At 55.7% G+C, this 24,129-nt stretch carries 26 protein-coding genes; 9 read left to right on the forward strand and 17 right to left on the reverse strand.

Annotated elements, in window-relative coordinates; all coding sequences use genetic code 11:
* The first annotated feature begins 50 nt into the window (after positions 1-50).
* Complete coding sequence (locus R0135_RS13075; RefSeq protein ID WP_407347302.1) at positions 51-938, forward strand: ELM1/GtrOC1 family putative glycosyltransferase; 888 nt, start codon at positions 51-53, stop codon at positions 936-938.
* Positions 935-1,744, forward strand: a complete 810-nt coding sequence (locus tag R0135_RS13080; protein ID WP_407347303.1) for a polysaccharide deacetylase family protein — start codon at positions 935-937, stop codon at positions 1,742-1,744. The genes R0135_RS13075 and R0135_RS13080 overlap by 4 nt, the downstream gene beginning before the upstream one ends.
* Before the next feature lie 35 nt (positions 1,745-1,779).
* On the opposite strand, the gene R0135_RS13085 is transcribed toward R0135_RS13080, so the two are convergent.
* The 3 genes from R0135_RS13085 to R0135_RS13095 are packed head-to-tail and all read right to left on the reverse strand — an operon-like array spanning position 1,780 to position 4,256.
* On the reverse strand, positions 1,780-2,442 hold the full coding sequence (locus R0135_RS13085) for a DJ-1/PfpI family protein (protein ID WP_407347304.1): 663 nt from the start codon (positions 2,440-2,442) through the stop codon (positions 1,780-1,782).
* The gene (locus tag R0135_RS13090; RefSeq protein WP_407347305.1) at positions 2,439-3,359 is read right to left on the reverse strand and encodes a lysophospholipid acyltransferase family protein; all 921 of its coding nucleotides are present in this window, start codon (positions 3,357-3,359) and stop codon (positions 2,439-2,441) included. Before R0135_RS13090 ends, R0135_RS13085 begins: the two co-directional genes overlap by 4 nt.
* 9 nt (positions 3,360-3,368) lie before the next feature.
* Positions 3,369-4,256 (reverse strand): DUF1295 domain-containing protein, encoded by an 888-nt coding sequence (locus R0135_RS13095; RefSeq protein ID WP_407347306.1) that lies wholly within the window; start codon positions 4,254-4,256, stop codon positions 3,369-3,371.
* A gap of 189 nt (positions 4,257-4,445) precedes the next feature.
* On the opposite strand from R0135_RS13095, the gene R0135_RS13100 reads away from it, so the two are divergent.
* Positions 4,446-5,036 (forward strand): HD domain-containing protein, encoded by a 591-nt coding sequence (locus R0135_RS13100; protein ID WP_407347307.1) that lies wholly within the window; start codon positions 4,446-4,448, stop codon positions 5,034-5,036.
* A gap of 30 nt (positions 5,037-5,066) precedes the next feature.
* On the opposite strand, the gene R0135_RS13105 is transcribed toward R0135_RS13100, so the two are convergent.
* Positions 5,067-5,921: an SDR family oxidoreductase gene (locus R0135_RS13105; protein ID WP_407347308.1), complete on the reverse strand. Its 855-nt coding sequence runs from the start codon at positions 5,919-5,921 to the stop codon at positions 5,067-5,069.
* Between the two features lie 129 nt (positions 5,922-6,050).
* Between R0135_RS13105 and tsgA the strand changes: the two genes are divergently transcribed.
* Both tsgA and R0135_RS13115 read left to right on the forward strand, forming a co-directional pair.
* Complete coding sequence (tsgA, locus tag R0135_RS13110) at positions 6,051-7,235, forward strand: MFS transporter TsgA (protein ID WP_407347309.1); 1,185 nt, start codon at positions 6,051-6,053, stop codon at positions 7,233-7,235.
* An 18-nt stretch (positions 7,236-7,253) separates the two neighbouring features.
* Positions 7,254-8,096 carry a 2OG-Fe(II) oxygenase family protein gene (locus R0135_RS13115; RefSeq protein ID WP_407347310.1) on the forward strand — a complete coding sequence of 281 codons (843 nt, stop codon included), beginning with the start codon at positions 7,254-7,256 and terminating at the stop codon, positions 8,094-8,096.
* On the opposite strand, the gene R0135_RS13120 is transcribed toward R0135_RS13115, so the two are convergent.
* Genes R0135_RS13120 through R0135_RS13140 form a run of 5 tightly spaced genes read right to left on the reverse strand, consistent with a single transcriptional unit; the run spans position 8,082 to position 11,544 of the window.
* Positions 8,082-9,044, reverse strand: coding sequence for a nucleoside hydrolase (locus tag R0135_RS13120; protein WP_407347311.1), 963 nt, complete (start codon positions 9,042-9,044; stop codon positions 8,082-8,084). The genes R0135_RS13115 and R0135_RS13120 overlap by 15 nt on opposite strands.
* On the reverse strand, positions 9,041-10,249 hold the full coding sequence (locus R0135_RS13125; protein WP_407347312.1) for an NAD(P)/FAD-dependent oxidoreductase: 1,209 nt from the start codon (positions 10,247-10,249) through the stop codon (positions 9,041-9,043). The genes R0135_RS13120 and R0135_RS13125 overlap by 4 nt, the downstream gene beginning before the upstream one ends.
* Entirely contained in the window at positions 10,246-10,434 is a 189-nt protein-coding gene (locus R0135_RS13130) for a CPXCG motif-containing cysteine-rich protein (protein ID WP_407347313.1), read from the reverse strand. Before R0135_RS13130 ends, R0135_RS13125 begins: the two co-directional genes overlap by 4 nt.
* A 5-nt stretch (positions 10,435-10,439) precedes the next feature.
* Positions 10,440-11,012, reverse strand: coding sequence for an acyl-CoA thioesterase (locus R0135_RS13135; protein ID WP_407347314.1), 573 nt, complete (start codon positions 11,010-11,012; stop codon positions 10,440-10,442).
* A 1-nt stretch (position 11,013) separates the two neighbouring features.
* A complete protein-coding gene (locus R0135_RS13140) occupies positions 11,014-11,544 on the reverse strand; it encodes a nuclear transport factor 2 family protein (protein WP_407347315.1) in 531 nt (176 codons plus the stop codon).
* 220 nt (positions 11,545-11,764) lie between these two features.
* Here R0135_RS13140 and R0135_RS13145 point away from each other — a divergent pair, with 220 nt between their 5' ends.
* Together R0135_RS13145 and R0135_RS13150 are read left to right on the forward strand one after the other, a co-directional pair.
* On the forward strand, positions 11,765-12,172 hold the full coding sequence (locus tag R0135_RS13145; RefSeq protein ID WP_407347316.1) for a hypothetical protein: 408 nt from the start codon (positions 11,765-11,767) through the stop codon (positions 12,170-12,172).
* Positions 12,173-12,256: 84 nt separating this feature from the next.
* The gene (locus R0135_RS13150; protein ID WP_407347317.1) at positions 12,257-13,804 is read left to right on the forward strand and encodes an arylsulfatase; all 1,548 of its coding nucleotides are present in this window, start codon (positions 12,257-12,259) and stop codon (positions 13,802-13,804) included.
* Between the two features lie 282 nt (positions 13,805-14,086).
* Here R0135_RS13150 and R0135_RS13155 read toward each other — a convergent pair whose 3' ends face one another.
* Complete coding sequence (locus tag R0135_RS13155) at positions 14,087-14,272, reverse strand: hypothetical protein (RefSeq protein ID WP_407347318.1); 186 nt, start codon at positions 14,270-14,272, stop codon at positions 14,087-14,089.
* A 122-nt stretch (positions 14,273-14,394) separates the two neighbouring features.
* Between R0135_RS13155 and R0135_RS13160 the strand changes: the two genes are divergently transcribed.
* Positions 14,395-14,901, forward strand: a complete 507-nt coding sequence (locus tag R0135_RS13160) for a DUF4124 domain-containing protein (protein WP_407347319.1) — start codon at positions 14,395-14,397, stop codon at positions 14,899-14,901.
* 6 nt (positions 14,902-14,907) lie between these two features.
* Here R0135_RS13160 and R0135_RS13165 read toward each other — a convergent pair whose 3' ends face one another.
* Both R0135_RS13165 and R0135_RS13170 read right to left on the reverse strand, forming a co-directional pair.
* On the reverse strand, positions 14,908-16,839 hold the full coding sequence (locus tag R0135_RS13165; RefSeq protein WP_407347320.1) for a DUF3604 domain-containing protein: 1,932 nt from the start codon (positions 16,837-16,839) through the stop codon (positions 14,908-14,910).
* 87 nt (positions 16,840-16,926) lie between these two features.
* Positions 16,927-17,922, reverse strand: coding sequence for a HupE/UreJ family protein (locus R0135_RS13170; RefSeq protein ID WP_407347321.1), 996 nt, complete (start codon positions 17,920-17,922; stop codon positions 16,927-16,929).
* 148 nt (positions 17,923-18,070) lie between these two features.
* On the opposite strand from R0135_RS13170, the gene R0135_RS13175 reads away from it, so the two are divergent.
* Entirely contained in the window at positions 18,071-21,328 is a 3,258-nt protein-coding gene (locus tag R0135_RS13175) for a VPS10 domain-containing protein (protein WP_407347322.1), read from the forward strand.
* A 23-nt stretch (positions 21,329-21,351) separates the two neighbouring features.
* Here R0135_RS13175 and R0135_RS13180 read toward each other — a convergent pair whose 3' ends face one another.
* Genes R0135_RS13180 through R0135_RS13200 form a run of 5 tightly spaced genes read right to left on the reverse strand, consistent with a single transcriptional unit; the run spans position 21,352 to position 24,126 of the window.
* On the reverse strand, positions 21,352-21,948 hold the full coding sequence (locus R0135_RS13180; RefSeq protein ID WP_407347323.1) for a phosphoribosyltransferase: 597 nt from the start codon (positions 21,946-21,948) through the stop codon (positions 21,352-21,354).
* 19 nt (positions 21,949-21,967) lie between these two features.
* The gene (locus R0135_RS13185; RefSeq protein ID WP_407347324.1) at positions 21,968-22,384 is read right to left on the reverse strand and encodes a c-type cytochrome; all 417 of its coding nucleotides are present in this window, start codon (positions 22,382-22,384) and stop codon (positions 21,968-21,970) included.
* 14 nt (positions 22,385-22,398) lie between these two features.
* The gene (locus R0135_RS13190) at positions 22,399-22,992 is read right to left on the reverse strand and encodes a methylamine dehydrogenase light chain (RefSeq protein ID WP_407347325.1); all 594 of its coding nucleotides are present in this window, start codon (positions 22,990-22,992) and stop codon (positions 22,399-22,401) included.
* Complete coding sequence (locus R0135_RS13195) at positions 22,989-23,600, reverse strand: thiol-disulfide isomerase (protein ID WP_407347326.1); 612 nt, start codon at positions 23,598-23,600, stop codon at positions 22,989-22,991. The genes R0135_RS13190 and R0135_RS13195 overlap by 4 nt, the downstream gene beginning before the upstream one ends.
* The gene (locus tag R0135_RS13200; protein WP_407347327.1) at positions 23,590-24,126 is read right to left on the reverse strand and encodes a MauE/DoxX family redox-associated membrane protein; all 537 of its coding nucleotides are present in this window, start codon (positions 24,124-24,126) and stop codon (positions 23,590-23,592) included. Before R0135_RS13200 ends, R0135_RS13195 begins: the two co-directional genes overlap by 11 nt.
* Positions 24,127-24,129 lie beyond the last annotated feature (3 nt).

A 24,129-nucleotide genomic window follows, 5' to 3' on the forward strand; every position in this document is an offset into this window, starting at 1 on the left:
ATGGTCATAGGTGAAGTGATCAATAGGCGAAAGAGGCAGCACAGGTATTTATGCAGGGAACGATTGGCGTTGTGAGCGATGGCAAGCCCGGGCACTTGAATCAGAGCCTGGGTCTTGCAGATGCTTTGCAGCGCCTGCGACCCGAGCTGGAAGTTCAGGAGATTCCAGCTATGCCTGTGCATCAGGCTTTCGGTAAATGGCTTTGGCCGGGCAAGGGCCAGCAGAACATGCGACTCCTTATTGGAGCAGGGCACGGCACACATCTGAGTCTTCTTGCATTGCGGCGCGCCTATTGCTGCCCGGCAATCGTATTAATGAGGCCGAGCCTTCCCGGCGCATTTTTTGATCTGCGTATTGAGCCGCGTCACGATGGCGGGATTGAGAGTGAGCGCTGCTGGATTAGTGAGGGCCCTTTGAATCGTATGCAGCCCGCCGGATCGCGTTCCAACGACGGTCTCATTTTGATCGGCGGACCTTCTCCACACTTTGCCTGGGATGGCGAGGCCTTGCTGGTGCAGATTCAATGTCTGTGTGATGGACACCGACAGTGGCAGCTCAGTGGCTCCCGGCGAACTCCACCGGAGTTTCTCCAAGCCCTGGCTAATCTTGATGTTCCTGGCCTCACAGTCCACGACGCCGCTTCGCTGCCTGCGGCTTGGCTTGCGACACAGCTTCCCAGGTGCGCCAGCTGTTGGGTCACTCCAGATAGCGCGTCCATGGTGTATGAGGCGCTGACCGCTGGTTGTGCTGTGGGAGTATTCGACTTGCCAGCGCAGGCGGGAAGCCGGGTGGCTACTGCCATTGAGGGGCTTTGCGCGCGACGAATGATCATGCCCTTTGACGCTTTTGCAACAGGCACGGAGCCTAGTGCACCCGATGTCGCTTTTGCTGAGGCGGACCGCTGTGCCCAGCGCATTATTGAGCGGGGTTGGCTGTGATTCCCTTTTTGCTAGCGATGGGTCTGATCGCGTTCATACTCAGTCGACGCTATGCGTGGTGGCGCGCATCGGTGGACTATCGCCACCCTCGAATTCTCATGTATCACATGGTGTGCGAAGCCCAGCCTGGTGCAAAATTCAACAAGCTGCGAGTGCCGCCGGCAAACTTTGAGCAGCAGCTGGCGTGGCTAAAAGAGCAGGGTTGGCACTTTGCGTCTATGTCCGATCTTGGGAATGCGGTGAAGCTTCCAAGCAAGACGGTGATCCTCACGTTTGACGACGGCTACGAAGACAACCTCCTCAACGCAGACCCCGTGCTTGAGCGCTACGATGCAAAGGCCACTATATATGTTGTCGAAGATCGCTTTAATCGTGACTGGTCCACAAGTAAAAAAGCACATCACGACAGCGGTGAGCTTATGCGCGAGTCCAAGTTGTCTGACGTACAGCTGGAGCAAATGCTCGCCAGTGGCCGCTGGGAATTAGGTGGGCACACGCGCACCCACGCCAATCTGGCGAATTTGAATTCTGCCCAGCGCAACATCGAAATATCAGACGCCCGGCAGTCACTGGCCGCGCGTTTTTCAGTACCCGTAGACAGCTTTGCCTATCCCTTCGGTATCTATGGGCCAGAGGATGTAGCTGCTGCGCGCTCAGCGGGGTTCACCACGGCGGTAACCACCCGGGAAGGTATCTCCTTGGATGTTGCCACGCAGGCAATGGAGCTTCCGCGTATTAAGGTCAGCGGTAAGGATTCTATGCTGGCCTTCAGGTTGAGAATGCGCACCGGTCTGCGGGGCGCATGACCCTAGAATGAGTTGGGTCTAGCCGGATATCCCGCTCAAACCATACCTAATTGTTTTGCGAGAACGTTGAGTTCTTTGGCAAAGGGGTCCTTGTCCGCATCTCGATGCCAGGTGTACTCGGTGTAGCTGGCAGCCATTTCGGCAACCTCATCCCCCCAGAGCTTCTGGATGATCGCAAGCGTCATATCCATGCCCGCAGAGACGCCGGAGGACGTAAAGAACTTGCCATCTTCTACCCAGCGAGCGGCTTCCACCCAATCCACTTTATCGGATTGCATACTCGCAATGACGAACACCTGTTTGTTGGATGTTGCACGATGGCCATCCAGCACGCCTGCCTTTGCCAGGAGTGCTGACCCGGTGCACACCGAGGTCACCCATTGCGCAGTTTTTGACTGCGTGCGTAAAAAATCGAGCATTACCTCGTTTTCCAGCTCAGTCAGCGTACCGGAACCACCGGGAACCAGTAGCATGTCAAATGCCGGGGCATCCTCAAAACTGTATTGGGCAACAACCTCAGGTCCTATGGCGCCTTCGGAGCCAATAGCCGCAGCGACGGGCCCACGGTGCTGTGCAACGGTGTTGATGTTAATCGCGGCTGAGCCGACTACCGAAAAGAGTTCCAGGGGGCCAAAGTAGTCCAGCATTTCAAAGCCCGGGTAGAGGACGGCGCCAAGTTGTAGTGCTTGTGTGTTCATGGATTAATCTCCCTGGTAACGGAATCTGCCTCGGTGACAGTGGTCGCGGTTTTCTGCTCGGCGAAGAACGATTCAGGTGGGGTCTTTTTCCAGCGGCGATTCGTCCATAGATAGGTTTCTGGCTGCTCTGCGATGGCGGCTTCTGCGGCAAGCACGTAGAGTTCAAGTATGCGTTGTGGATCAGCAGGGTGAGGCGGTAGACTGATCTCCTCAAACAGCACCTCATAGCGACCCGTTTCAACACGCCGACACTTCGCAAACACCACCGGGATGTCCAGCGCCTGCGCGAGTTTGTCTGCGCCGCGATAAAAACTCGCTGGCCGGTTAAGGAACTGTCGCCAATATCCAGCTGCTTTTGGGCCCGCCTGATCGGCGAGCATTGCGATGAGGCGCTTGCGTTTGCGTCCACCAATGACTTCGCGACCTACGCGATCAATAGGCATGGGCGATGCTCCAAAACGCGAGCGAGCGTCGAGCATGTACTGGTTCCACAACGGGCTGTGGAGGGTCTTGTAGACCGGATCTACTGATATGCCCATCTTGAACATGGCCGCGTGGAGTATCCACTCCCAGTTGCCCTGATGAATTAACAACACGATAGCCTGCTTATCGAAGTTATTGGTCACGCCGGCCAGCACTTCAGGGTTGGTGAAGCTTACGCGGTCGGCCATCTCGGCCTGCGGTAAGCGGGTGGAACTTAGAATTTCCATAAAGAGATTGCAAAGATGGCGATAAGAAGCCTTTTCTATCTGCTTTCTCTCCGCTTCGCTTTTTTGTGGAAAGGCCCAGCTGAGATTGTCGCGCACGGTGCCTCGCCGGTAACGAAACAGGTGATACAGCAGTAGATACATCACGGCGGCAGCTGCATAGCTCACGCGCAGAGGCATTGCTGCCAGCAAGCCCAATAGAAGCTTCATGAACGAGGGTCAGCGCGCCTTGGGTGGGCGAGGGAACAACACCGGAGTGGCGGCGCGATAGGCGCGATAGTCGTCCTGCTCACCCCAACGCTTTAGGGCATGAGCATCCAGCATTGGAATGCCACTGATTTTTGTTAAGAGCAGGTATACGAATACGGGTGAAATCAGCGTCGCGTACTGCCAGCCCTGTAAGGCGGGTGCCGCGATAATGGCAATGCCGCACCACAGCAGGATTTCACCGAAATAGTTAGGGTGTCGTGACCAGGCCCAGAGGCCGTGTTGAATAAACCTGTCACTATTCTCTGGAGTGCGTCGAAACTCTCGTTTTTGTCTGTCGGCGGTTACTTCTATGGCAAAGCCTGCGACCCAAAGTGTCAGGCCGAGTATGCCGGTGATGCCAAGAGCGGGCTTCAATGTTGATGTCATAGCCGCGAGTGCAGCGGCGGCGGTCATCACCACCCATAGTCCCTGAAGCGTCCAGGTCATCATGAAGCGAAAGAAAAAGGGCTTAATGCGATCAAAGCGCCGGTCCGAGCCGGCGTCGCGAATACGCAGAAATAGGAAACTGCCCAGTCGCACGGCCCAAATGGCGATGAGCGCTGCGAGCAGTTGGGAGCGGGGGTCATTGTTCAGCCACAATGCGCAGGCTACGACGGATACATAGGTCACAGAACCGGTGAAGTCGTAATAGCGTTCTGACTGGGTCAGGTAGGCTGGAACAAATACTATCCACTGAATCGCAAAGGCGAGGGCGGCGATGAGGGCAAAGACCGGTATGCCCTCAATTTGCTGCCCACCATAGCCCCCGGCCAGCGCCATGGCAGCGGCAATCAACACGGCGATAAAGATACCGATGATAGATTTGCTCGCTGGTGGCTTCTTGTCTATGTCGTTCATTTGAGAGGCTCCGTTTACTCAGACGCCTAGTCTAGCGCAAGCTCGCTTTGACGGCCTTTTATTCAGCTTCTACTATACTAGCCCGTGTAATCACAGAATGTTGTCGACAGTCTGGCCTGCTTGCGCCAACGCCCAGAGTATTGTTTTATCTCCGCTGAGATTTACAGCGGCATCTAATAAGGAAAGCCTATGAATACTGCATTACCCGAACGCGCCAAGTTCCACCACATGAAAGATGGTACTGCTGAAGATTGGCAGGTCATCATGAAGGAATTCCAGACTGCAGCGGCCGAGTTACCTGATCGGATGCTTGAGCATCTGCGAGTGCTCGATGGGGACTGCGGCGGGTTTCCGGTAGATCGTCTCACTCACTGCCTCCAAACTGCCACCCTCGCCCACAAGGACGGAAAGGATGAGGAATACGTTGTCTGCGCTCTCTTGCACGACATTGGCGATACTTTAGGGCCTTACAATCATGCGGACATTGCGGCGACTTACCTTGAGCCCTTTGTCAGTGAGCAGAACTATTGGATGGTCAAGCACCACGCTATTTTTCAGGGCTATTACTTTTTTCACCACATCGGTTTGGATCGGGATCAGCACAAGCAATTTGAATCTCATCCCCACTATGCGTACACCAAAGAGTTCATTGAAAAGTATGACGCGCCAGCATTTGATCCTGACGCAGAGACGTATTCTTTAGAGTTCTTCGAGCCCATGGTGCGACGGGTTTTTGCGGCCCCCAAGGCATCCTTGTACAAAGCTGCCCTGGAAGAGTAAGCGTCCCCCGGGGAGCCTTGCCTCCCCGGCTCAGACTTTTTTGGCCAAGCCAAGCATTTTGGCAATCGCCTTGTCGAGCATCCTCGGCGAGGCGACCTGCATCATCAGCTTTTCTATTTTGCGTCCTTTCACAGCTGCATAACGCACCTTCGGTTTTGCCGTGGTCAGTGCCGTGTAAATTAGTTCGCCCAGCCGATCCGCGGGGTAGCCGTCGCGTCCCTGGCTAATAAAAACTTTCTGAAAGCGCTCGAGAATCGGGCGATAAGGAGAGTTGGCGTACTGTTCAACGTCGACGTCCTCTGCCTTGTCCCAGATGGCCGTTTTTACCGGGCCCGGTCCGATGACGATGACGTCGATACCAAAGAGCATCAGCTCCCGGCGAAGAGACTCCGAATACCCTTCAAGGCCAAATTTTGAAGCAGAGTAGGGGCCGAGGAATGGCATCGCCCGGATGCCCGAAACAGAACTGATGTTAACAATGCGTCCCGGCGGTCCCTGTAGTTCTGGATCTGCGCCGAGCAGAGGAGCAAATGCCTGGGTTACCAAAAACGGACCCATCAGGTTGACCTCAAGCTGCTTACGGTAGTCACTTTCAGGCACCTCAAGCAAAGGACCCGAAACTGCGATACCGGCATTGTTCACCAGGCCTGCCAGAGTCGTTCCTCCAAGGGCTTCCCGAACAGAGGCTGCTGCTTTGGCAATGGCCGCGGTGTCTACCACGTCGAAGATTAACGGCGCGAAATTATCACCCAGCTCGGCTTGCACCCGTTCGGCATCCGCCTGATTACGTACGGATCCAAAAACACGGAATCCCCGTGCGATCATGACTTTTGCCGCCGCATGGCCGATGCCCGTGGATACTCCGGTTATTACTACACTTTGCATGTTTGCCTGATCCTGTATTGGAATGTGATGTTTACGGAATGACTGGGAGCTCAGATTTACTGGCCCCCGGCGACCGCGCACTGCTAAGCTCCACAGCATCCTCCTACTGCTGAACAGGCGTCAAGCTTCTTGAGTAATAACGCACGAGTGACGCTGGCCTGTTTCTTTGCCTATTTCGTGATGTCCGGAATGCTGGCGCCTATCGGTATCGTCTTACCCCCACTGGCGGAATATCTTGGAGAGCCAGTCGCGGCGGTGGCGCCGATATTCAGTTGGCTCACCCTGGGTATTTTGCTCGGATCCGCCTTGGCACTGGTAGTGTTTGATGTGTTGACGGTACGGGTCTGGATTCTTTTGGTTTATCTGGCTATTGCCGCTGCCCTGCTGACGTTACGCTTGTCTGACTCTGCGCTGGCCCTGCGTCTTTCTTTGGGTGTGGTCGGTGCCGCCTGTGGCATTGGATTGGCGGCAGCCGCAAGCACAATCACGCAGCTCTATGCAGAGGATCATCGCGCCTCCATGTTGGTGATCACCGATGGCTCCTTCAGTGTGGCGGGCATCGTGATCTCAACGCTGGCGGTGTCGCTCGTCGCGGCGGGTTTGCATTGGTCCACGTCTTACCTCGCGGTCGCCGCCGTTGCTGTCATGGTGGTGCTGCTGGTGGCAACAGCACGTTTTCCCGATGGCGGTAGTAGCGACACTGATGATGGCCTGCCTGCGGGCGGTGCAGCCTGGCCTTTGCCTGTCTGGCTATGCATTTTGGCGCTGTTTCTCTATACCCTCGGACAGTACTCCTTGCTCTGGTGGCTTCCCACCTACCTTGAGGAGGCATTGGGTGCTCCCCGGGAGGCTGCCGGGGCAGTGGTGGCAAGATTCTGGACTGGGATGCTTGTTACCCAGTTGCTTGTGGCCTGGTGGGTCCTGCGTATCGGCGCCCGCCGTCTGGTGCTTCTGAGCGTTAGCGGGGCTTTTTTGGGCTCGCTGCCTTTGTGGCTCAACGAATCACTGACGTTGCTGCCCTGGCTGTCACTCATCTGGGGTGTCGCTAATCTGGGCTTGCTCAAGATCGTTATCTCCTTTGCCACCCTCGCAGTTCCCAACCCTAGTCCACGATTGGTTGCTGCTTTATTGTTTGGCGCTACCTCGGGCACTGCAATCAGTCCCAAGGTCACCAGTATTATTGTGGAGGCGATGGACACGCGGGCTGTTCTGCAGTTTGGATCTCTTTGTTATCTTGTCCTGGGGATTCTGGTTTTCGTCGCCTGGTGGCTGATGCACAGTCGCGTAGATACAGGCCCGAGTGCGGGCAAATAATTGGAGCGTCGTACCGCTATGACTGTTGCAGTAGTAGATATGTTCTCCGCCGAAGCAGAGATGGCTTTTGTGGAAACTTTGAGACGTACGGGGTTTGCCGTGTTGCGCAACCCGCCGCTGGATGCTGCGCGCATGGAGAAAATGGCCAGAGACTGGCGGGATTTTTTTCTCGGTGAAGACAAGTGGAATTATCTGGCGGAGGAAACTCCATCAGGGAACACCAGTGGTTTTATCCCCCCCGACGTTTCAGAAACCGCCGTGGGTCATGATCGGAAAGACCTGAAAGAATTCTTTCACATTGTTCCCGAGACGATACTCCCGGCCCGCTTGGCTGATGACGCCGCAGCGCACCTTGATGAGGCACGGAAGCTGGGAAAGTTGCTGTTGGGCTGGTTGGATATCCATTGCGGCAATGCACTACCAGCAGATTTGCGGGGCCAATTGGCGGAGAGCCTCTCACCTTCAGATAGTCTGCTTAGAATTCTGCACTATCCACCACTGACGGGTGATGAGCAGCCCGGTGCAGTTCGTGCGGCGGCACATGAGGATATCAATCTGATAACTCTCTTGCCGGTCTCTGCCGAGCCTGGTTTGCAGGTTATGGCACGAGATGGTCAGTGGATGGATGTTCCCGGTCGGCCCGGTGATGTCATTGTGAACTCTGGTGACATGTTGCAGGAGGCATCGTCACGACAGTTACCATCGACCTCTCACAGGGTGATCAATCCGCCGGATGCGCACAGTAATCTGTCGCGTATTTCCATGCCGTACTTTATTGCACCGGACCTTGATATCCGACTATCAAAACACCACACCGCCGGAAGTTATCTTAAAGAGCGTCTGGATTTATTGGCCCGCTAGAGACAGGGTTTCGAGATACAGGGCTTTGACTGCTTGTGCGTCCACCGAGGTGCAAATCCGGCAGTTCGCCCGCTCCAGCCAGGCATCGCTGGCGTAGCGATCCGGGTGCAAGCCCAGAATAGTTTGCCCCATAGCAATGCCTTCGCAGACTACCCGGGTGGGACCGACTTCTACCCCGTAGTGCTGCGGCGCTAAAAGGTAAGCCACTGCGCTGGAGTCATGAATTGGACAGCTTCGCTCCCCGTTGACGCCCTCATAAAAATCAAAGTAGAAGCGAGTAATGTCGTGGATGAAGGCGCCGGCATCACCGGCCCGGTCGCGCAATGCAGCGATGAATGACTCATCCATAATCGTCTCGGCGGTGACGTCCAGCCCCACCACGGTTACATCCAATCCGCTGTTAAACACTCGATCTGCAGCAGTGGGGTCTCCAGCCATGTTCGCCTCGGCAACCGGCGACACATTACCCTGATGGCCGCGGCGCATAAACACGCCTCCCATGACCACGACCTCTTTGAGTAACTCCGGGAGACGGGGACAAAGATCCAGTGCTTTGGAAAGATTGCTCAATCGACCCACCGCGACAACACTTATTTCGCCGGGGTATGCCTCTGCCAATTCCACAATGGCTTCCGGCGCTGCCTGCAGTTCGGCTCCCTGGGATGGCTCGGGGAAACTAATGTCACCCAGCCCGTTTTTACCGTGCACAAAGTCTGGGTGGCCTTGGCCTAACGCCGGGCCAATGGGGCCTGAAGCACCGCGAAAAACCCGTACATCGATGCCAAATCGCTCCCGTACATAGCAGGCATTGCGTGTTGTGTTCGCGATGCTTGCGTTACCTGACACCGTGGTAATGGCCTCTATGCGTAACCCCGGTGCATAGTGCAAAAACAGCAGTGCCATGGCATCGTCAATGCCGATATCGGTGTCAAAAATAACGCGTTTCATGTGAGCTTTTGCACCTTCGTCTGCCGTCTGAGCGCTCGCCAATTGCTCAGAGTGGGCCATAGTAACTGTTCAGTAGCCTGCTTTGAGCGGCCCACCGCGGCATTGAGTCTTTGTTTTGGTGAGCGCAGGTCCAATTGCGTCATAACCGCTGCGAATACGGCTTCCTTGGCAGCAGCCAGGGGCGGGCCGGCAAGACAGACACGATCGCTGACCAGTACGCTATCGAGGTCTCCAAAGGCCAGCAATGTCGGCTTGCCCGAGGGTTTGAAACGCCGCAGAGCCTTGCCGTTTGCGAGGCGCTCGATGTTACCAGCAATACAGCGACCCATATCCAGAGCATGGTAGGCCTGCTTGCTGATGGGCTCATCCAGCTCTGCAGCGTCCCCGGCTATGAAAACATTCCGGTAGCCCGGGTGGACGAGCGTTTTCTCTACCGGTGCCCAGCGCTTGGTTTCAGCCAAGCCCGAATCAGCTAAAAGCGGTGGAGGTACCGGACCACCGGTCCAGATAGTCAGATCCGAGCGTAGCCGTCGGCCACTGCGTAACGTTACTGTTTTGGCAGTGATGCGAGCCACCGGGTCTTTGGTAACGCATGCCACCGCCCATTCTTTACAGTAATGAGCGATGTGTTTGCCTACCGCGGATGGCGCTGCGGGTAGCAGCGTGCTCTGAGCTTCTACGATAGTGAGCTCCAGGGGCTTGTGGCGATAGCGGCGAAGAACTTCACCCAGCGCTTCGATACCTTCCAGGCCCCCGCCAATAATGACGACCTTTCCGCCGTCTCGACTTAAGCCCTGCAAACGTCGATGAATTGCCTGGCACTGCGCCACGGATTTGAAGCCATAGCTGTGTTCACCCACCCCCGAAACACCATAGTCCGCGTCGGCGCTGCCCAGTGCGACGACCAGATAATCTGCATCGAACCGCTTGTCGGGGCCAACGCGTACTCGCCGTGCGGTAGGGTCAATGCTGGTGACATCACCGCGGATAAACCGGTGGCCCGCGGCTCGCATGGCGGCCCTAAGCGGAATACGCAGTTGCGTGGGCTTTTTTACCGCCGATAGCAGTTCGTGGATGTTGGGCAGGAATTCAAAGTCGGCTTTGCGGTCAATCAGCGTGACGGCAAAACGTTTTGCGTCCAGTGAGTTTGCGCAGGCAAGGCCTGCAAACCCGCCCCCGACGATAATTACTTTTGGGCGTCTCATTCGTCTTCCCGGCGGACATCAACGGTGAGCTCGCCGTCAATTTGCTCAGTGACGCTCACTACCATGGGTTGGCAGCAGACCTGGCAATCTTCGATGTAGTTCACCCCACTGTCACCCGCATCAAGCAGTATCGTGAGGGGCTCGCCGCAGTAGGGGCAGTAAACTTGAGATTCCTGGAGTTCCATAGGTATCAGCCCTCCAAGCGAATTTCGCAGCGTTCGTTGGCAAGAAAGGCGCGTGTTTCTTCATCCACGACAAAAGCTGTTTTGTAATCATCCATGCGCTCAGAGGTGTAGCTGCGCAGGCGGCGGCGTCTCAGGGCTGCGCTGAAGCGGCGCATATCCTCGACGCTCTCCAGAATCAGAGGGGGTACTACTGCCTTGGTGGCGCCCTCACTCTTTGCCACCATGGTGAAGTAGGAGGTATTCGTGTGTTTGACTGTGGCTGTTTGCACGTTTTCTGCGATGACTTTGATACCCACCACCAGTGAGCTTGATCCCACGTAGTTCACGGACGCCATGAGCGATACTAAATCGCCCACTTCCACCGGGGCCAGAAAATGTACGTTGTCTACTGATACGGTGACGCAGTAGTTCCGCGCGTGCTTGCTGGCGCAAACATAGGCCACCTTATCCATGAGTGACAGCAAAGTGCCGCCATGAATCTTGCCGCCAAAATTAGCGTAGGCGGGAATCATAAGCTCCGTCAGCGTGGTCTGAGAGTATCTAACGGTATGGCCATCAGCATGTTGTTCTACTGACATTTCAGTTGTCCTTGTTGTCCGTATCGGCGGCTCGAGTTTCAAAACCTTCGGTGGCGACCTTGGCGACGTCTGCGAATCGTTCGTTGGGCACCAGGGCGGTCAGGGAATAGTGAGCAATTTTCCACGCATCGCCGACTTTCAGAAGTACGCCTGTACCTCGAAAGCGACCCCAGCGCTGGGAAACAACAATTTCGTCAAACCATGCACTTTCGCCGCCAGGACCCATGGTCACGAAACGTTTTTCGGGACTGTAGGCCCAGCCGGTACCACCGGCAAATCTCTCGGTAACGTAGTCACGAAACTCAGGCAGCGGCCAACGCTCCCAGTCGTCCGTACCCATAAATACGCCATCGGCCGCAAAATAGCCCAGGTAGCGCTCGCGGTCTGCGTCTGCTGCAGCCTGATGGAAGTCATCAAGCAGTGCATTGATGGCGCTCTGAGGGCCATTATCTGCCACAGTAGGTACAGCAAGCAGGAGCAATAGGATTAACTTTGAGAGTAAAACGCGGCGCGAAGTAAAACGGGTTTGCATGGGGAGTTCCTGTCGGGGGCTTGTGCGAAGAAGAATACCTCGCCAACATAGGCTTTATCAGCAATCAGGAAAACCCCTCCTGGACGCAGTATTTTCTTTTGCGGCTTAGGTGACACTGCTTTTTTGAATGTCGTGTTTGAGTAAACAGGCATTAGTTGGCAAAACTTTCACGAATAAGTGGACTCAAAGTTCGCTCATTCCTAAAGCCAGGATAACTTGTATGTCCACAACCTCGACTCCACGGCATCTGGAGCTATCTCTTTTGCTCCTGCGCGCCACAATTTTCCTGGTCATGTTCGTCTGGACCCTGGACAAGTTTGTAAACCCCGCGCACAGCGGTCGCGTGTTTGAACACTTTTACGGGATAGGCGGTTTGTCGCCCACGGTGTTTATGGTTATGGGTGTGTTGCAGCTGATACTGGTAGTTGCCTTCGTGCTGGGAATTGGGAAGCGCGTTACCTACGGCTTGGTGATGCTGTTGCATGCCGGTTCTACGCTGTCGTCCTGGGCACAGTATCTGGACCCCTTTAACAATCTTTTGTTCTTCGCGGCCTGGCCTATGTTCGCTGCCTGTATCGCGCTATATCTCATGCGTGACCACGATCGCCTCTGGTCCTTAGGAAAGTAACGGCAACAAATTGAGTCCACGGTGATTATTGGGCTCAAGGTGGTATAAAGTTCACTCAAAACTATAACTATCTGAGGAACTGACATGCCCATGCGCCCGCAGTTAAGTCCAGCTCGATCGTTCATGATGGCGGCGCTACTGTGTTTAGCTAATGCAGTAGGCGCCGCCGACCGCCCCAATATTATGGTCATTTGGGGTGACGATATTGGTATCTGGAATATCAGTCGCTACAGCATGGGACAGATGGGGTACCAGACGCCCAATATTGATCGTATCGCCAATGAAGGCATGATCTTCACAGACTACTACGGTGAGCAAAGTTGCACCGCAGGGCGCTCCGCTTTTATCACCGGGCAGCACCCCGTGCGCACCGGACTTACCAAGGTGGGCATACCTGGCTCTGATATCGGCATTCAGCCAGAGGACCCGACACTTGCAGAGTTGTTGAAGCCGCTGGGTTACGCTACGGGGCAGTTCGGTAAGAATCACCTGGGCGACAAAGATGAGTTTCTGCCCACCAATCACGGCTTTGACGAGTTTTTTGGCAACCTCTATCACCTCAATGCCGAGGAAAACCCTGAAGACCCTGACTGGCCGACAGATCCGACCTTTAACCGTTTACTGAGCCCCCGCGGCGTAATTCGTTCCTCTGCAGATGGACGCATTGAGGACTCCGGCCCGCTGACCAAAAAGCGGATGGAAACGGTAGATGAAGAATTTTTGGGCGAGGCGCTCAAGTTTATCGATACGGCGCATGCCGAAGACAAGCCTTTCTTCCTTTGGTTTAACTCCACGCGCATGCACTACTACACCCATGTAAAAGATGAGCAGTTAGGTGCCAGTGGCCAGGGTTTTTATAACGATGCAATGGTCGAGCACGACGGTCACGTGGGCCAGTTGCTGGCCAAGATTGATGAGCTTGGTCTTGGGGATAATACGATCGTTATCTACTCAACGGATAATGGTCCGCACTTCAATCAATGGCCCGATGCAGCGATCACTCCCTTCAGGGGCGAGAAAAACACCAACTGGGAAGGCGGTTTCAGAGTTCCGGCGATGGTCCGCTGGCCGGGCAAGATTGCACCGGGCAAGATCAGCAACGAAGTGATGTCGCATTTGGACTGGGTGCCGACGCTCATGGCGGCCGTAGGCGAGCCCGACATCAAGGACAAGCTCAAAAAAGGTCATCGTGCTGCCGGTAAAGACTTCAAGGTGCATCTCGATGGCTATGACTTCTTACCTTATCTCACTGGAGAGGCTCCCAAAGCACCGCGTCGGGAGTTCTTTTACTTCAGTGATGATGGTGTGCTGGTGTCTGCACGTATCGGTGATTGGAAGACGGTTTTTGCCGAGCAGCGATCGCATCGCTTTGATGTCTGGCGAGATCCGTTTGTGACCCTGCGCATTCCCAAGGTGTTCCATTTGCGTCGGGATCCTTTCGAGCGCGCGGATACGGACTCCAACAGCTATAACGTTTGGTGGGATCACAAGGTAGCGCCGGCGGTGGGTATGGCGCGCATGGCGGTCAGTCAGTTTGTACAATCTTTGCAGGTGTTTCCGCCGCGCCAGCGACCCGGTACCTTTACCGTGGACCAAATTATGGAGTCCCTCTATGAGCCTGAGCCACAGTAAGCCTGACGAGTTGAAGAGACAATAACAATGCAACCGACAGGCAGGAGGCGGTGTTTGGCGCCACGGGGCGCGACGTATGGGGGCGTCGCGGGAGTGGTAACGTCGGTTTGACAGCGATATTGTCAAAGGTGCTAAAAAACACGCCTGAATGGTTAATCCTTTCCAGAGGCCGCGTCGTATAACAAGACTCAACCACGCCGCGCTCATGGAGGTGTTCTAGTATGCGTAGCTCTCACGGATTTGATCGTCAGACCTTGCTTCGCAGAGTGGCTGCGGCACTCGTTATTGCAGGTCTTGCCCTAAGCTTGCTTCAGGTTCTTGCTTAGTTTGGCCCTCGGCTTCAGAGGGCTTCTCTTCGCTGTCTGGCGCTTGCTGCACTTTGCGGATAAACCAAACAGCTTTATAGATAAGTACACCAAAAAACAGCAGGGATGCCGAAATCGCAATCGCCATGGTTGTTGTATCCATGCTAGGCACACCTCCTTGTGGCGCTTAATACTCTAATCGAACATGCGAAATGTTCCAGACATTGAATAACGATAGCATGTGACCTTGCTTGGATTGCCCTAAGGCTGATCTATACTCAGAACATGAAAAAGATTCTGGCGTTTATCTTTTTGCTTTCTCCTTCGTTGCTGGCCCAAACCGTCTACAAAACAGTAGAAGGTGGTGTCACCAGCTTCAGCGATAGTCCTCCGGATACCGGCGCTGCCGAGGTTTTAAGCATTGAGGTGCCGCCGGTGCCAAAGGATGGATTGCTACAAGAGCGCCTTGGAGAAATGCGAGACACGACTGATCGCATGGCTCGTGATCGTCGCGAGCGTGAGAAGCATCGAGCTGAGCTTCGAGAAATCCAGCAAGCATCCACCACAGCTACGGTGGCTGCCGAGCCTGCTGCGGACACAATGACGACCTCTTGGCAGGGTGATTACTGGCCAGGATATGTGCGCCCCTTTCGGCCCCGTCCGCCGATGCGGCCGCATCCACCGGGCAGACCGCAGCCCTTACCATACACCCAGAGTGTCCCCGGCTGGTCAATTATGCAGCCCGGAAATTCTCAGCTGATGCGGCCGGTGGTGTCGTCGCGCGGGCGATAGGCTGGCTTAGGGGGTGTACCAGATAGGCGAGCTGTAAGCCCGCTCCTGGGTGATCAGAGTCACTCCCTCGGGAGCTTCTACGCCAAAACGTACAGCATCGTAGGCCGTCCAGCGTGGTGTTGGTATTTCCAATACCCGAACGTAATAAAATGCTGCTTGTGCCGCGTCAAAGTCCGGATCTCTCCAAACGGTGCTCAATTCTGCGGCCCCGATACTGTTGCTCCAGGTAGGTACACTTAGATCGACGGTGTTACCGACGCCGGGTAATTTACCGTCCGCGTCAAGTTCCCGCCCGTCAGACCAGGCAACGTTATAAACCTGCTCTTTCGCTTCACCCTCAGCCGTCACCCAGCCTTTGACCACCTGAATGCGATCGAGATTGGCTCCTATGGGGTCGCGCAAGGCGGAGATAATGAAACTTGGTGCCTTAGCGCCGGCCGCGCCTAACTCGCTTCCCATGGGTACGCCCAGCTCGTAGCCTTTTCTGGCAAGATCAGGGATGCTCGCGTCGCCGGCCTCAAAAGACCAGCCACCGAAGAAGCGTAAGGCAATGCGTGGGCCAGTGGTGGCATACGTCTCCCGGCGCTCCATGGCGTCAAAAATAGCTGTTCGGGAGTTTTGCTCTGCCCAGACAGCGGTAACTCCTGCGGCGTTATACATCCACCCGGTAAAACCCTCGATGCCCAGGTCAGGATTCGACTTTCCTGGATGCACGGTGCGGGTAGCTGAGGGTTCCGTGGTGGTGAATTTGGAAAAAAAGTTATCCTCATCGGCAGTAGATAAGCCTGTGTGGGTGTCGGTCGCGCCCTGGAAGCCGAACTGGTAAGGATTTATGCCGAGAGTTTGCTGCAGTTGCAGGCCGCGGAGCAGTCCCGACCGGGCATACTCGCTCGGCAGCATTGCCGGGGTCTTGGCTTGTGAGGCATCCAGATTGCCAAAGTCCCAGGTCTCGAAATCCGCAAACTCATCATCCGGAGAGAGCAGGGGATGCGCCTCGCCATCTCCTTTGAACTGCGTAACTTCGTATATACGCTCCCAGGTCATGCGGCTTTTTGCGTAGGCCGCGTCCAGTTCTTTACCACTATCAAAATCGTCACGCAGCGGGAACATCATGCCGTTGGACAGATTACCGTTGTGCGGAATCGCGGTCACATCTCCGCCGGTGTCCTTCTCGTAAGCTGCCATCCAGGACCACAGGTCCCGAGGGTTTCTGCTGCCGATGGGTGGCGTAGTGGTGAAGGGCACGACCTCTAATGCCTTGTCTGCGTCGTCTCTAAAAATCACGTTGCGATGCAGATTGTTGCCCTTAACCAAAGACGTCCACTCGTAGGCAATAAAGGTGGTGAAGCGCCCCGGATCATCGAACTCTTCGGCGGCGGCGACCAAGCGTTCCCAAACGCGTCTGTAGGCAGGCACACCGGGCTGATAAAGCAAGGCCTCGGGTGTTTTGCCCTGCGAAAACTCGGCAATAAGACGGAACATGGCATCAGCAGCCTGCTGACCACCGGCATTAAAGTCTTCGTGATAGCGCTTCCCCTTGGGGTCCGCCATAACGTTGGACGTACCCTCGAGTAGATCACTGATGAGACCCATGCCATCGGAGTGGTCGGTAATCATGAAGAAGTCGTAGGGCCTGCGCAGTTTTACTGGCTGGCCGGTGTTGGACAGTACTTCTTCGCCCCGGGCGAATCGATACGCGTCCTCTGGCATGAGCCGGGTACCAGACCCTCCTGCATCAGCCGAGAGTCCGGTATGCACATGCGTGTCACCAAAGTAGACCTGGCGGTCTGGAGCGGTGCCGACGTTCGGCGAGTAGGGCTCTTGCGCAGCAGCGTTTGCGAGCGGGGCAAGCGGCAGCACTGCGGCGTGGAGCAATAGCAGCGTAAATGCCATGCGAGAGGGTTTGATGAGGGCGTCCAGCGTTGATGAAGCCAGCATGGTGTTTCTCCTGTGCTCGGCGCGTGCCCATCTTGTCCGACGCGCCGTAATTATTATTGTGAGTCGCGCCCTACCGCGATGCCACTCTTATATAAAAGCGGCCACGCGTTCGATGGTCCAAAACGCCGCGATACTGCCGATAGCATAGCTTACGGTGCGTTTGACGGTTGCTGATGAAAGCGGCAGAAACCGCTTTGACAGTGCGGCTACGCCAACGACGGCGGCAACAAACAAAAGCTGGCCTGCCTCGACACCCACATTGAACATCAATAACGCTACGGGGATCGCGGTCTCCGGGAGCCCGACTTCCTCCAGGGCGCCCGCAAAACCCAGGCCATGCAATAGGCCAAAGCCAAAGGCCACGATCCAGGGAGCTCGCGCCGTAATAGATGCACGGCCCTGTTGTTCGTGAATAACCTCTGCCGCTACAAACACTATGGATAGAGCTATCACAGCTTCTACCGGGGGGCCGGGCAGGCTGATCCAGCCAAGCGTTGCACATACCAGAGTTATGGAATGCGCCACCGTAAATGCGGTAATCGTTAACACCAGCCGGCGAACGTTGCCGACGAGTAAGAGCAAGGCGAGCACAAACAGCAGATGATCAATGCCCCCCAATATGTGTTCTACACCCAGCACCAGATAGGCGATGGCAACTTCGCCTGGACCCGGGGAGGCCGTGACAGTGAAGACAGGCTGTGACGGCTGCAAGCGCTCAAGCTGCGTTGTGCCGTCGAGGCGCTCCACGCGCACGATGACGTCCGTTGCACCGCCAAGAATGCCGTCGATGGTGATGCTTTGATCTATGAGACCGCCGGCCGCGCGGATGTCGTAGCGCTGTTCCCAGGCGTTGTCCATGAGCGCTTCGCGCGCTTCGCCCAGATGCTCTGTGTTTGGTGGTAATACGATCCTGGCTGCCAGTCGACGGTTGTCCGGCAGTGCGGGTACGCGCCACAGCACCTGGTAACGTTCCGCATCAATCTGAGAAAGCTCGAGGTAGGCAGGGCGAAAAATATCCGCGCCGGCAGACTGCGCGAACAAAAATAGTAGAACGGTGAACAGCTGAGCTGGAAGTGTAGTCATTATGTGCTGTTGCAATCCCAAGTAGAGCTAGAGTTTAGCGCCTTGGTGGCTAACCGTCAGCCCGCGAGGCTTCCTGTTGGCGAAGGAAGACGCCGGCGTTGAGCTTTGTTAGTCTTGCGGGCCGATTTTGAAGAAGAGAGCTTTCGGCATGAAGCGAATTCTATCTACCCTTTTGACCCTCTGCCTTGCCGGTGCCGTTATTGGCGCTGAGCAAAATGACAGCCCAGCACCTTACAAAGGGCTTGAATGGCGCAACATCGGCCCCGGATTTATGTCTGGTCGCATCGGTGACATTGCCAGACACCCCGGCGATACCAGTGTGTGGTATGTGGGTGTGGCCTCTGGCGGGGTCTGGAAGACCACGAATGCAGGGGTGACCTTCACTCCTGTTTTTGACGAGCAAACCTCCTATTCCATTGGCGCTCTGGCCATAGATCCGAGCAACCCTCACACGGTATGGGTTGGTACCGGCGAGAACAACGGCGGTCGGCATATTGGCTTTGGCGATGGCATCTACCGCTCGGATGACGACGGAGAAACCTGGACCAACATGGGGCTGGCGGATTCCCAGCATATCTCGACCATCATCGTACATCCGGATGATTCAAACACCGTGTGGGTAGCTGTTCAGGGTCCGCTTTGGACCAAAGGCGGCGAGCGCGGTCTTTACATGACTACCGATGGCGGTAAGACATGGGAGAAGACCTTAGGCGGTGGCCTGTGGACTGGCGTTACCGATGTGGTCATCGATTCTCGCGATCCCGACGTTTTGTATGCCGCGACCTGGCAGCATCAGCGCACAGTTGCCGCTTACATGGGCGGTGGTCCCGAGAGTGGTCTGCATCGTTCGCTGGACGGCGGACGAAGCTGGACAAAGCTGAGCAAAGGATTGCCCAAAGGCAATATGGGTAAGATCGGTCTGGCGATTTCACTGCATGATCCGGACGTGGTGTATGCCGCTATCGAATTGGATCGACGTACCGGTGGTGTATGGCGCTCAGATGATCGCGGTGCAAGCTGGGTTAAAGGTGCTGATGCAGTCAGTGGTGGTACAGGCCCACACTACTATCAAGAACTTACCGCAAGCATGCATAAGCATGACCGCCTGTATCTGGTAGGCCCCACTGTTCTCAAGTCGGAAGATGGCGGCAAAACCTTTGAGCCTATGCCCCATCCCAATCAGCACGGAGATATGCACGCTATTGTCTTTGATCCAGAGGATCCGGATTACATCATGATGGGCACCGATGGCGGTGTGTACGAGAGCTTTGATCTGGGTGACACCTGGCGCTACATGAGCAATTTGCCGGTCACCCAATACTACAAGCTGGCCCTGGACGACACAGAGCCCTTTTACAACATCTATGGTGGTACTCAGGACAACAACACCCAGGGCGGGCCCTCGCGGACGGATACCGTCAATGGTATTCGCAACGCCGATTGGGAGGTTGTCCTCGGTGGTGACGGACATCAGCCAGCGACGGAGCCTGGCAATCCGGACATCATGTACGCCGAGTCACAGCAGGGGCATCTCAACCGGGTCGATATGACCACCGGTGAGTCCATCTTTATTCAGCCTCAAGCGGCACCGGGTGAGCCGCCGGAGCGCTTTAACTGGGATTCGCCGATTCTGGTGAGTCCCCATGACCCCACTCGGCTGTATTTTGCGTCCCAGCGTGTGTGGCGTTCAGATAACCGCGGTGATGAATGGACCGCGATTTCCTCAGACCTGACGCGCAATCAGGATCGAATGTTACTGCCGCTCATGGAGCAAACCTGGAGCTGGGATGCGCCCTGGGACATGTTTGCCATGTCTGACTACAACACCATCACCTCCCTGGCAGAGTCACCTCTTGAGGAGGGGCTTTTGTATGCAGCCACGGACGATGGCCTGATTCAGGTATCAGAAAATGCCGGTGATAGCTGGCGGCGTTTAGAGGTTGGTTCTTTGCCGGGCGTGCCAAAGACGGCTTTTGTTAACGATATTCGTGCCGATCTGCATGATGCGGACACCGTCTATGTCGCGCTGGATAATCATAAATACGGTGATTTTAAGCCCTACCTTTTGGTCAGCCGCAACCGTGGTCGCAGCTGGAGCAGCATTACCGAAGGTATTCCGGATCGGCATCTTGTATGGCGTCTTGTTCAGGACCATGTGCGTGCGGACCTGATGTTTGTGGGCACAGAGTTTGGCGTGTTCATGACTCTTGATGCAGGTAAGCATTGGGAGAAGTTCAGTGCTGGTATGCCCACGATCTCGATTCGCGACATCCAGATTCAGCGTCGCGAGAACGATTTGGTGGCAGCGAGTTTCGGGCGTGGCTTCTTTGTGATGGACGACTTTTCTGCGCTTCGCGAGCTGACGGCTGATACGCTTGATGACGAAGCGACTCTCTTTGAGACTCGCGATGCCGACTGGTATTTTCCTCGCAAGGTACTGGGCGCGCGAAAGCGTGGTTCACAAGGTGATGATCTTTACGTCGCCGAGAACCCGCCTTTTGGCGCGGTGCTGACCTATCACCTTGCACAGGGTTTTCCGACACTTGAGAAGCAGCGTCAGGACGCAGAGAAGGCGCGTCTTGCAGCCGGTGGACAAGTGAAGTTTGCTGGCTGGGATGCGGTAGAAGCCGAGCGACGCGAGGCAGCCCCTGCCTTGAAGATGGTAATCCGCGATGCTGGTGGAGAAGTTATCCGTCGCCTCGATGTGCCCGCTGATAAAGGCTTCCATCGAGTGGCCTGGGATCTTCGTCATCCTTATTACGGATCGGTAGAAACTCCACCAAACTGGCAGGGCTTGCCCCCGACTGGTTTTATGGTGATCCCTGGCACTTATAGTGCTGAGCTTGTGTTACTCAAGGATGGCCAAAGCCGTTTACTGGATGACCCCGTAAGCTTCGAAGTGACGCGCATGTACGAGCCGGCTCTTGCGGGTGCAGACCTTGAAGAAGTAGACGCGTTCTGGAAAGAGTTCTCGGCGCTGTCAGCTCAGGTAAGTGCGGCAAGCTACACCCTTGATGATGCCCTGGAGACCGTGGCAACCATGCAGGAGATGCTCGCGGTGACCGCCGCAGCACCCGGGGAGCTTGATCAAAAGCTTCATATGCTGCACCAAGAGTTGTATGAACTTGACGAGGCACTGAACGGCAACAGATCGGTGGCTGAGATAGGTAACTACCAGGTGCAGCGCGTCAGTGACTGGTTGAGCCACGCATCAAGTGGTGTCTCTAACTCAAGCTATGGACCGACCCCGGCCCACCGCCAGAGTCTTGGCTATGCCGCACAGGTATTTGCGCCGATTCGCTCGCGTCTCAATGCCGTGATTGGTACCGAGATTCCGGGGCTGCGCAAAGAGCTGCAGGCAGCGGGTGCCCCCTGGGGTGCCGGCCAGTCTATCCCTGCGATCTAGGTTTGAAGAGCCTGGCCGCGGGGTTACCCGCGGCTGCTTTGCAATATTGCGCTAAGCCAGGGCTTGTGGGTGGCGATTTCTGCTTCGCTCAGGCCCGTTATTTCATAGGGTAATACCAGCCAGTCGTCTGTTTCATGCAGATAGTAGTCTGGCACTCGTCCTGTGCGGTTCTTTGCGGGTTTGTAGTAAGGCACTGCAATACGCACATCGTGGGGCATGTTTCGTTTGCTCTTTGATTCCAAACGCTGAATCACCGCTTCTATGTTTTGCCCACTGCTAAACACGTCGTCAACGATGAGCAAACTGTCGTCTGCGTTCATGCTTTCGTAGAGATATTGCAGGCCATGAACGCGAATACCTTCGGGGTTTTCGACGTCTTTCAGGTAACTTTGCATCCCGCGGTAAGAGGTGCGAATGGCAATATGGTCGGTCTTTACGCCCAAATACTGCAGGCACTCCTGAACGTAAATACCGACCGTTGAGCCGCCGCGCCATATGCCGACAATAAAGTCCGGGCGAAAGTCACTTTCGTAAACAGCGACGGCCAGTCGGTAGGCATCCTGAAGTAAAGACTCTTCCTCGACGAAGGTTTTCTTTATGGCGGGTGCTTCGTCGGTCATGTTTTTTGTGCCTCAGCCGTCATGGGGACTTCGCTTGCCCTTTGAGCAGTGCTTGCCTGGCTCGTAAAGGGTCGTATAGAGGCTGTCCCCGGGTGCGAGAAATCTCTTCGCCGCTAAAAGGCGGAATATTACTGCCCGGTGGATAAAAGACTTCGAACATCCAATTATATATGTCCGCCAGCTTTTCATCTGATAATGGTACCTGTGATGCGCCGGGCACCCGGGTAAGGTAAGAGCGTCCTTCGGGTGTTTGCGCCAGCCAGTCAAGATCATGGCGCAGGTCAGGCACTTCGGGGAGCGTACCCTCACCGTTCTCAAGATGACAGCCGCCACAGTGCAGGAGGTAGTTTGACTGTGGATCAGCAAGCGCTGCGATGGGTGCGCCCAGATGCAGCTGTGCAACCAGTAGCGCTGTACTACAAAGACTTAGGCGCAAAAAAGAGCCTCCGCTCAGCCTGCGTCAGCTTTACCAACAACGCGTGCAAGGGTGCAGTGGTATGCATGGCTGTTAGAGCCGAAGCACCAGAGAATACTGTTGGACTTGGAGGGAAAGTAAACGGGGCGATCACCTTCCGAGCGATGGCAGCCACAGCGTCCACAGGCGGACTTGCCGCAACAATCGTTGTAGGAAATCAGATAGTCCTGGCCGTCCAACGGGTTGTGGCAGGTACCCACCCAGGCGACGCTGGCGGTTTCTGATCCGGGCGGGCATTGGGTCATGCTGCCGCCACAGCAGCTGCAGATTTGTCCGCTGAACGCGCAGTACCGCCAATAATCGCAGCTTTGGTTGTCGCCCATCTCATGTAATTCATCGACCGCGGGCATGGCGTTAGAGGCGCCGCTACTCACATCTTGTGCAAGAGCGCTGGCATCTTCCCGGGCCATTGGTAGCAGTGGGAACGCGCCCATGCCGGTGACAACAGCGCCTACTTTTCCAAGGAAAGACCGGCGAGAGCTGCGGCCTGCAAAAAAACGTACAGCGCCAGTTGTCGCTGCATCGATGTCACTGAGTAGTTGTTTCAGCAGCGCATTGTTTGTGCTCATGATGCTTGCTCCAGTTGCTGCTCTTTCACGAGGTAATCTTGCAATGAATCGTAGCCACTGAGCATAGACTCAACGAGGCTTTCCAGATGCTCCCGGCTATTGACCAGTCCGCGGGATCGCAAAACGCCATCGCTATCGATGAGCGCCGCATAGGGAAGTTTGCTTGCGGCAAACTTCAGACCAAGCTCGGATGACAATAGGTAGGGGTAGTCTGCAATATCCATTTTGCCAACGTAGTCAATGTGCTTATCAATCTTACCGCCGTCACTGGCGAACAACAGGCGCAGCTTTTCGGCCCGGGCCATGGAGCGGGCCACTGGGACCAGTTCCTTGCAGATAGGGCAGCTCGGCGAGACAAAGAGAATCAGCAAGGGTGAAGCGCTGGCGCCGCCAATCTGCACGGGCGTGCCATTAATATCCTGCAGCGAGAGTTTAGGTGCAGGAGCTCCGACGTCCGGGCCCGCAGATGTGTTCATGAGCGCGCCTGCGGGAGCGAGGCGCGTATGCAGTACACCAATCTGGCGCGCGAGAGCCAGTACCAGCACCACAAGCAGCGTCACTGCGACGCACAGCACAAAGACAATAACTGACAGCGATTCAATGGACATGAGAATTCCAGCCCTGCTGGGCTGCCTGATTTTGTAGGAGTTGGCCGATGCACAGGTAACAGCACACCAGTAAGAGAGTCATCATCACCATTGCTACCGCGTCCGACACGTGCAGCGTACGCTCCGTGCCCGGTAGCGTAAGCAAGGCTGCGCCGATTACCAGCACGCTATTGCGAAGCACCAGCCAATAGCTCAGCGGTTGTGGCGTACCGCCGCAGCCACAGTCAATATTGTGGCGTCCCCGCAGCAGGTTAACGAGTACCGCAAAGGCATACATGGTCAGTAGCACGGCTGCGGTAAACCCCGCGAAGCCACGGCTGGCGGGTATGAGTAACAGTACGCCGACAGCAAGTTCCAGCCAGGGCAGTGATACGGCAAAAATACGATTGAGGCGTTTGGGTAACAATTCGTAGGCCTCAAGCTGCGCAGCAAAGCGCCGGAGCTCCGCGCGCTTGTGCTGACTGGCGCTCACAAATAGTAGAAACAGCGACAGGGCAATGGTCAGTTGCAGCAGCGGATCGATCACGCG

The sequence above is a fragment of the Congregibacter variabilis genome, assembly GCF_045689235.1.
Lineage (GTDB): Bacteria > Pseudomonadota > Gammaproteobacteria > Pseudomonadales > Halieaceae > Congregibacter > Congregibacter variabilis.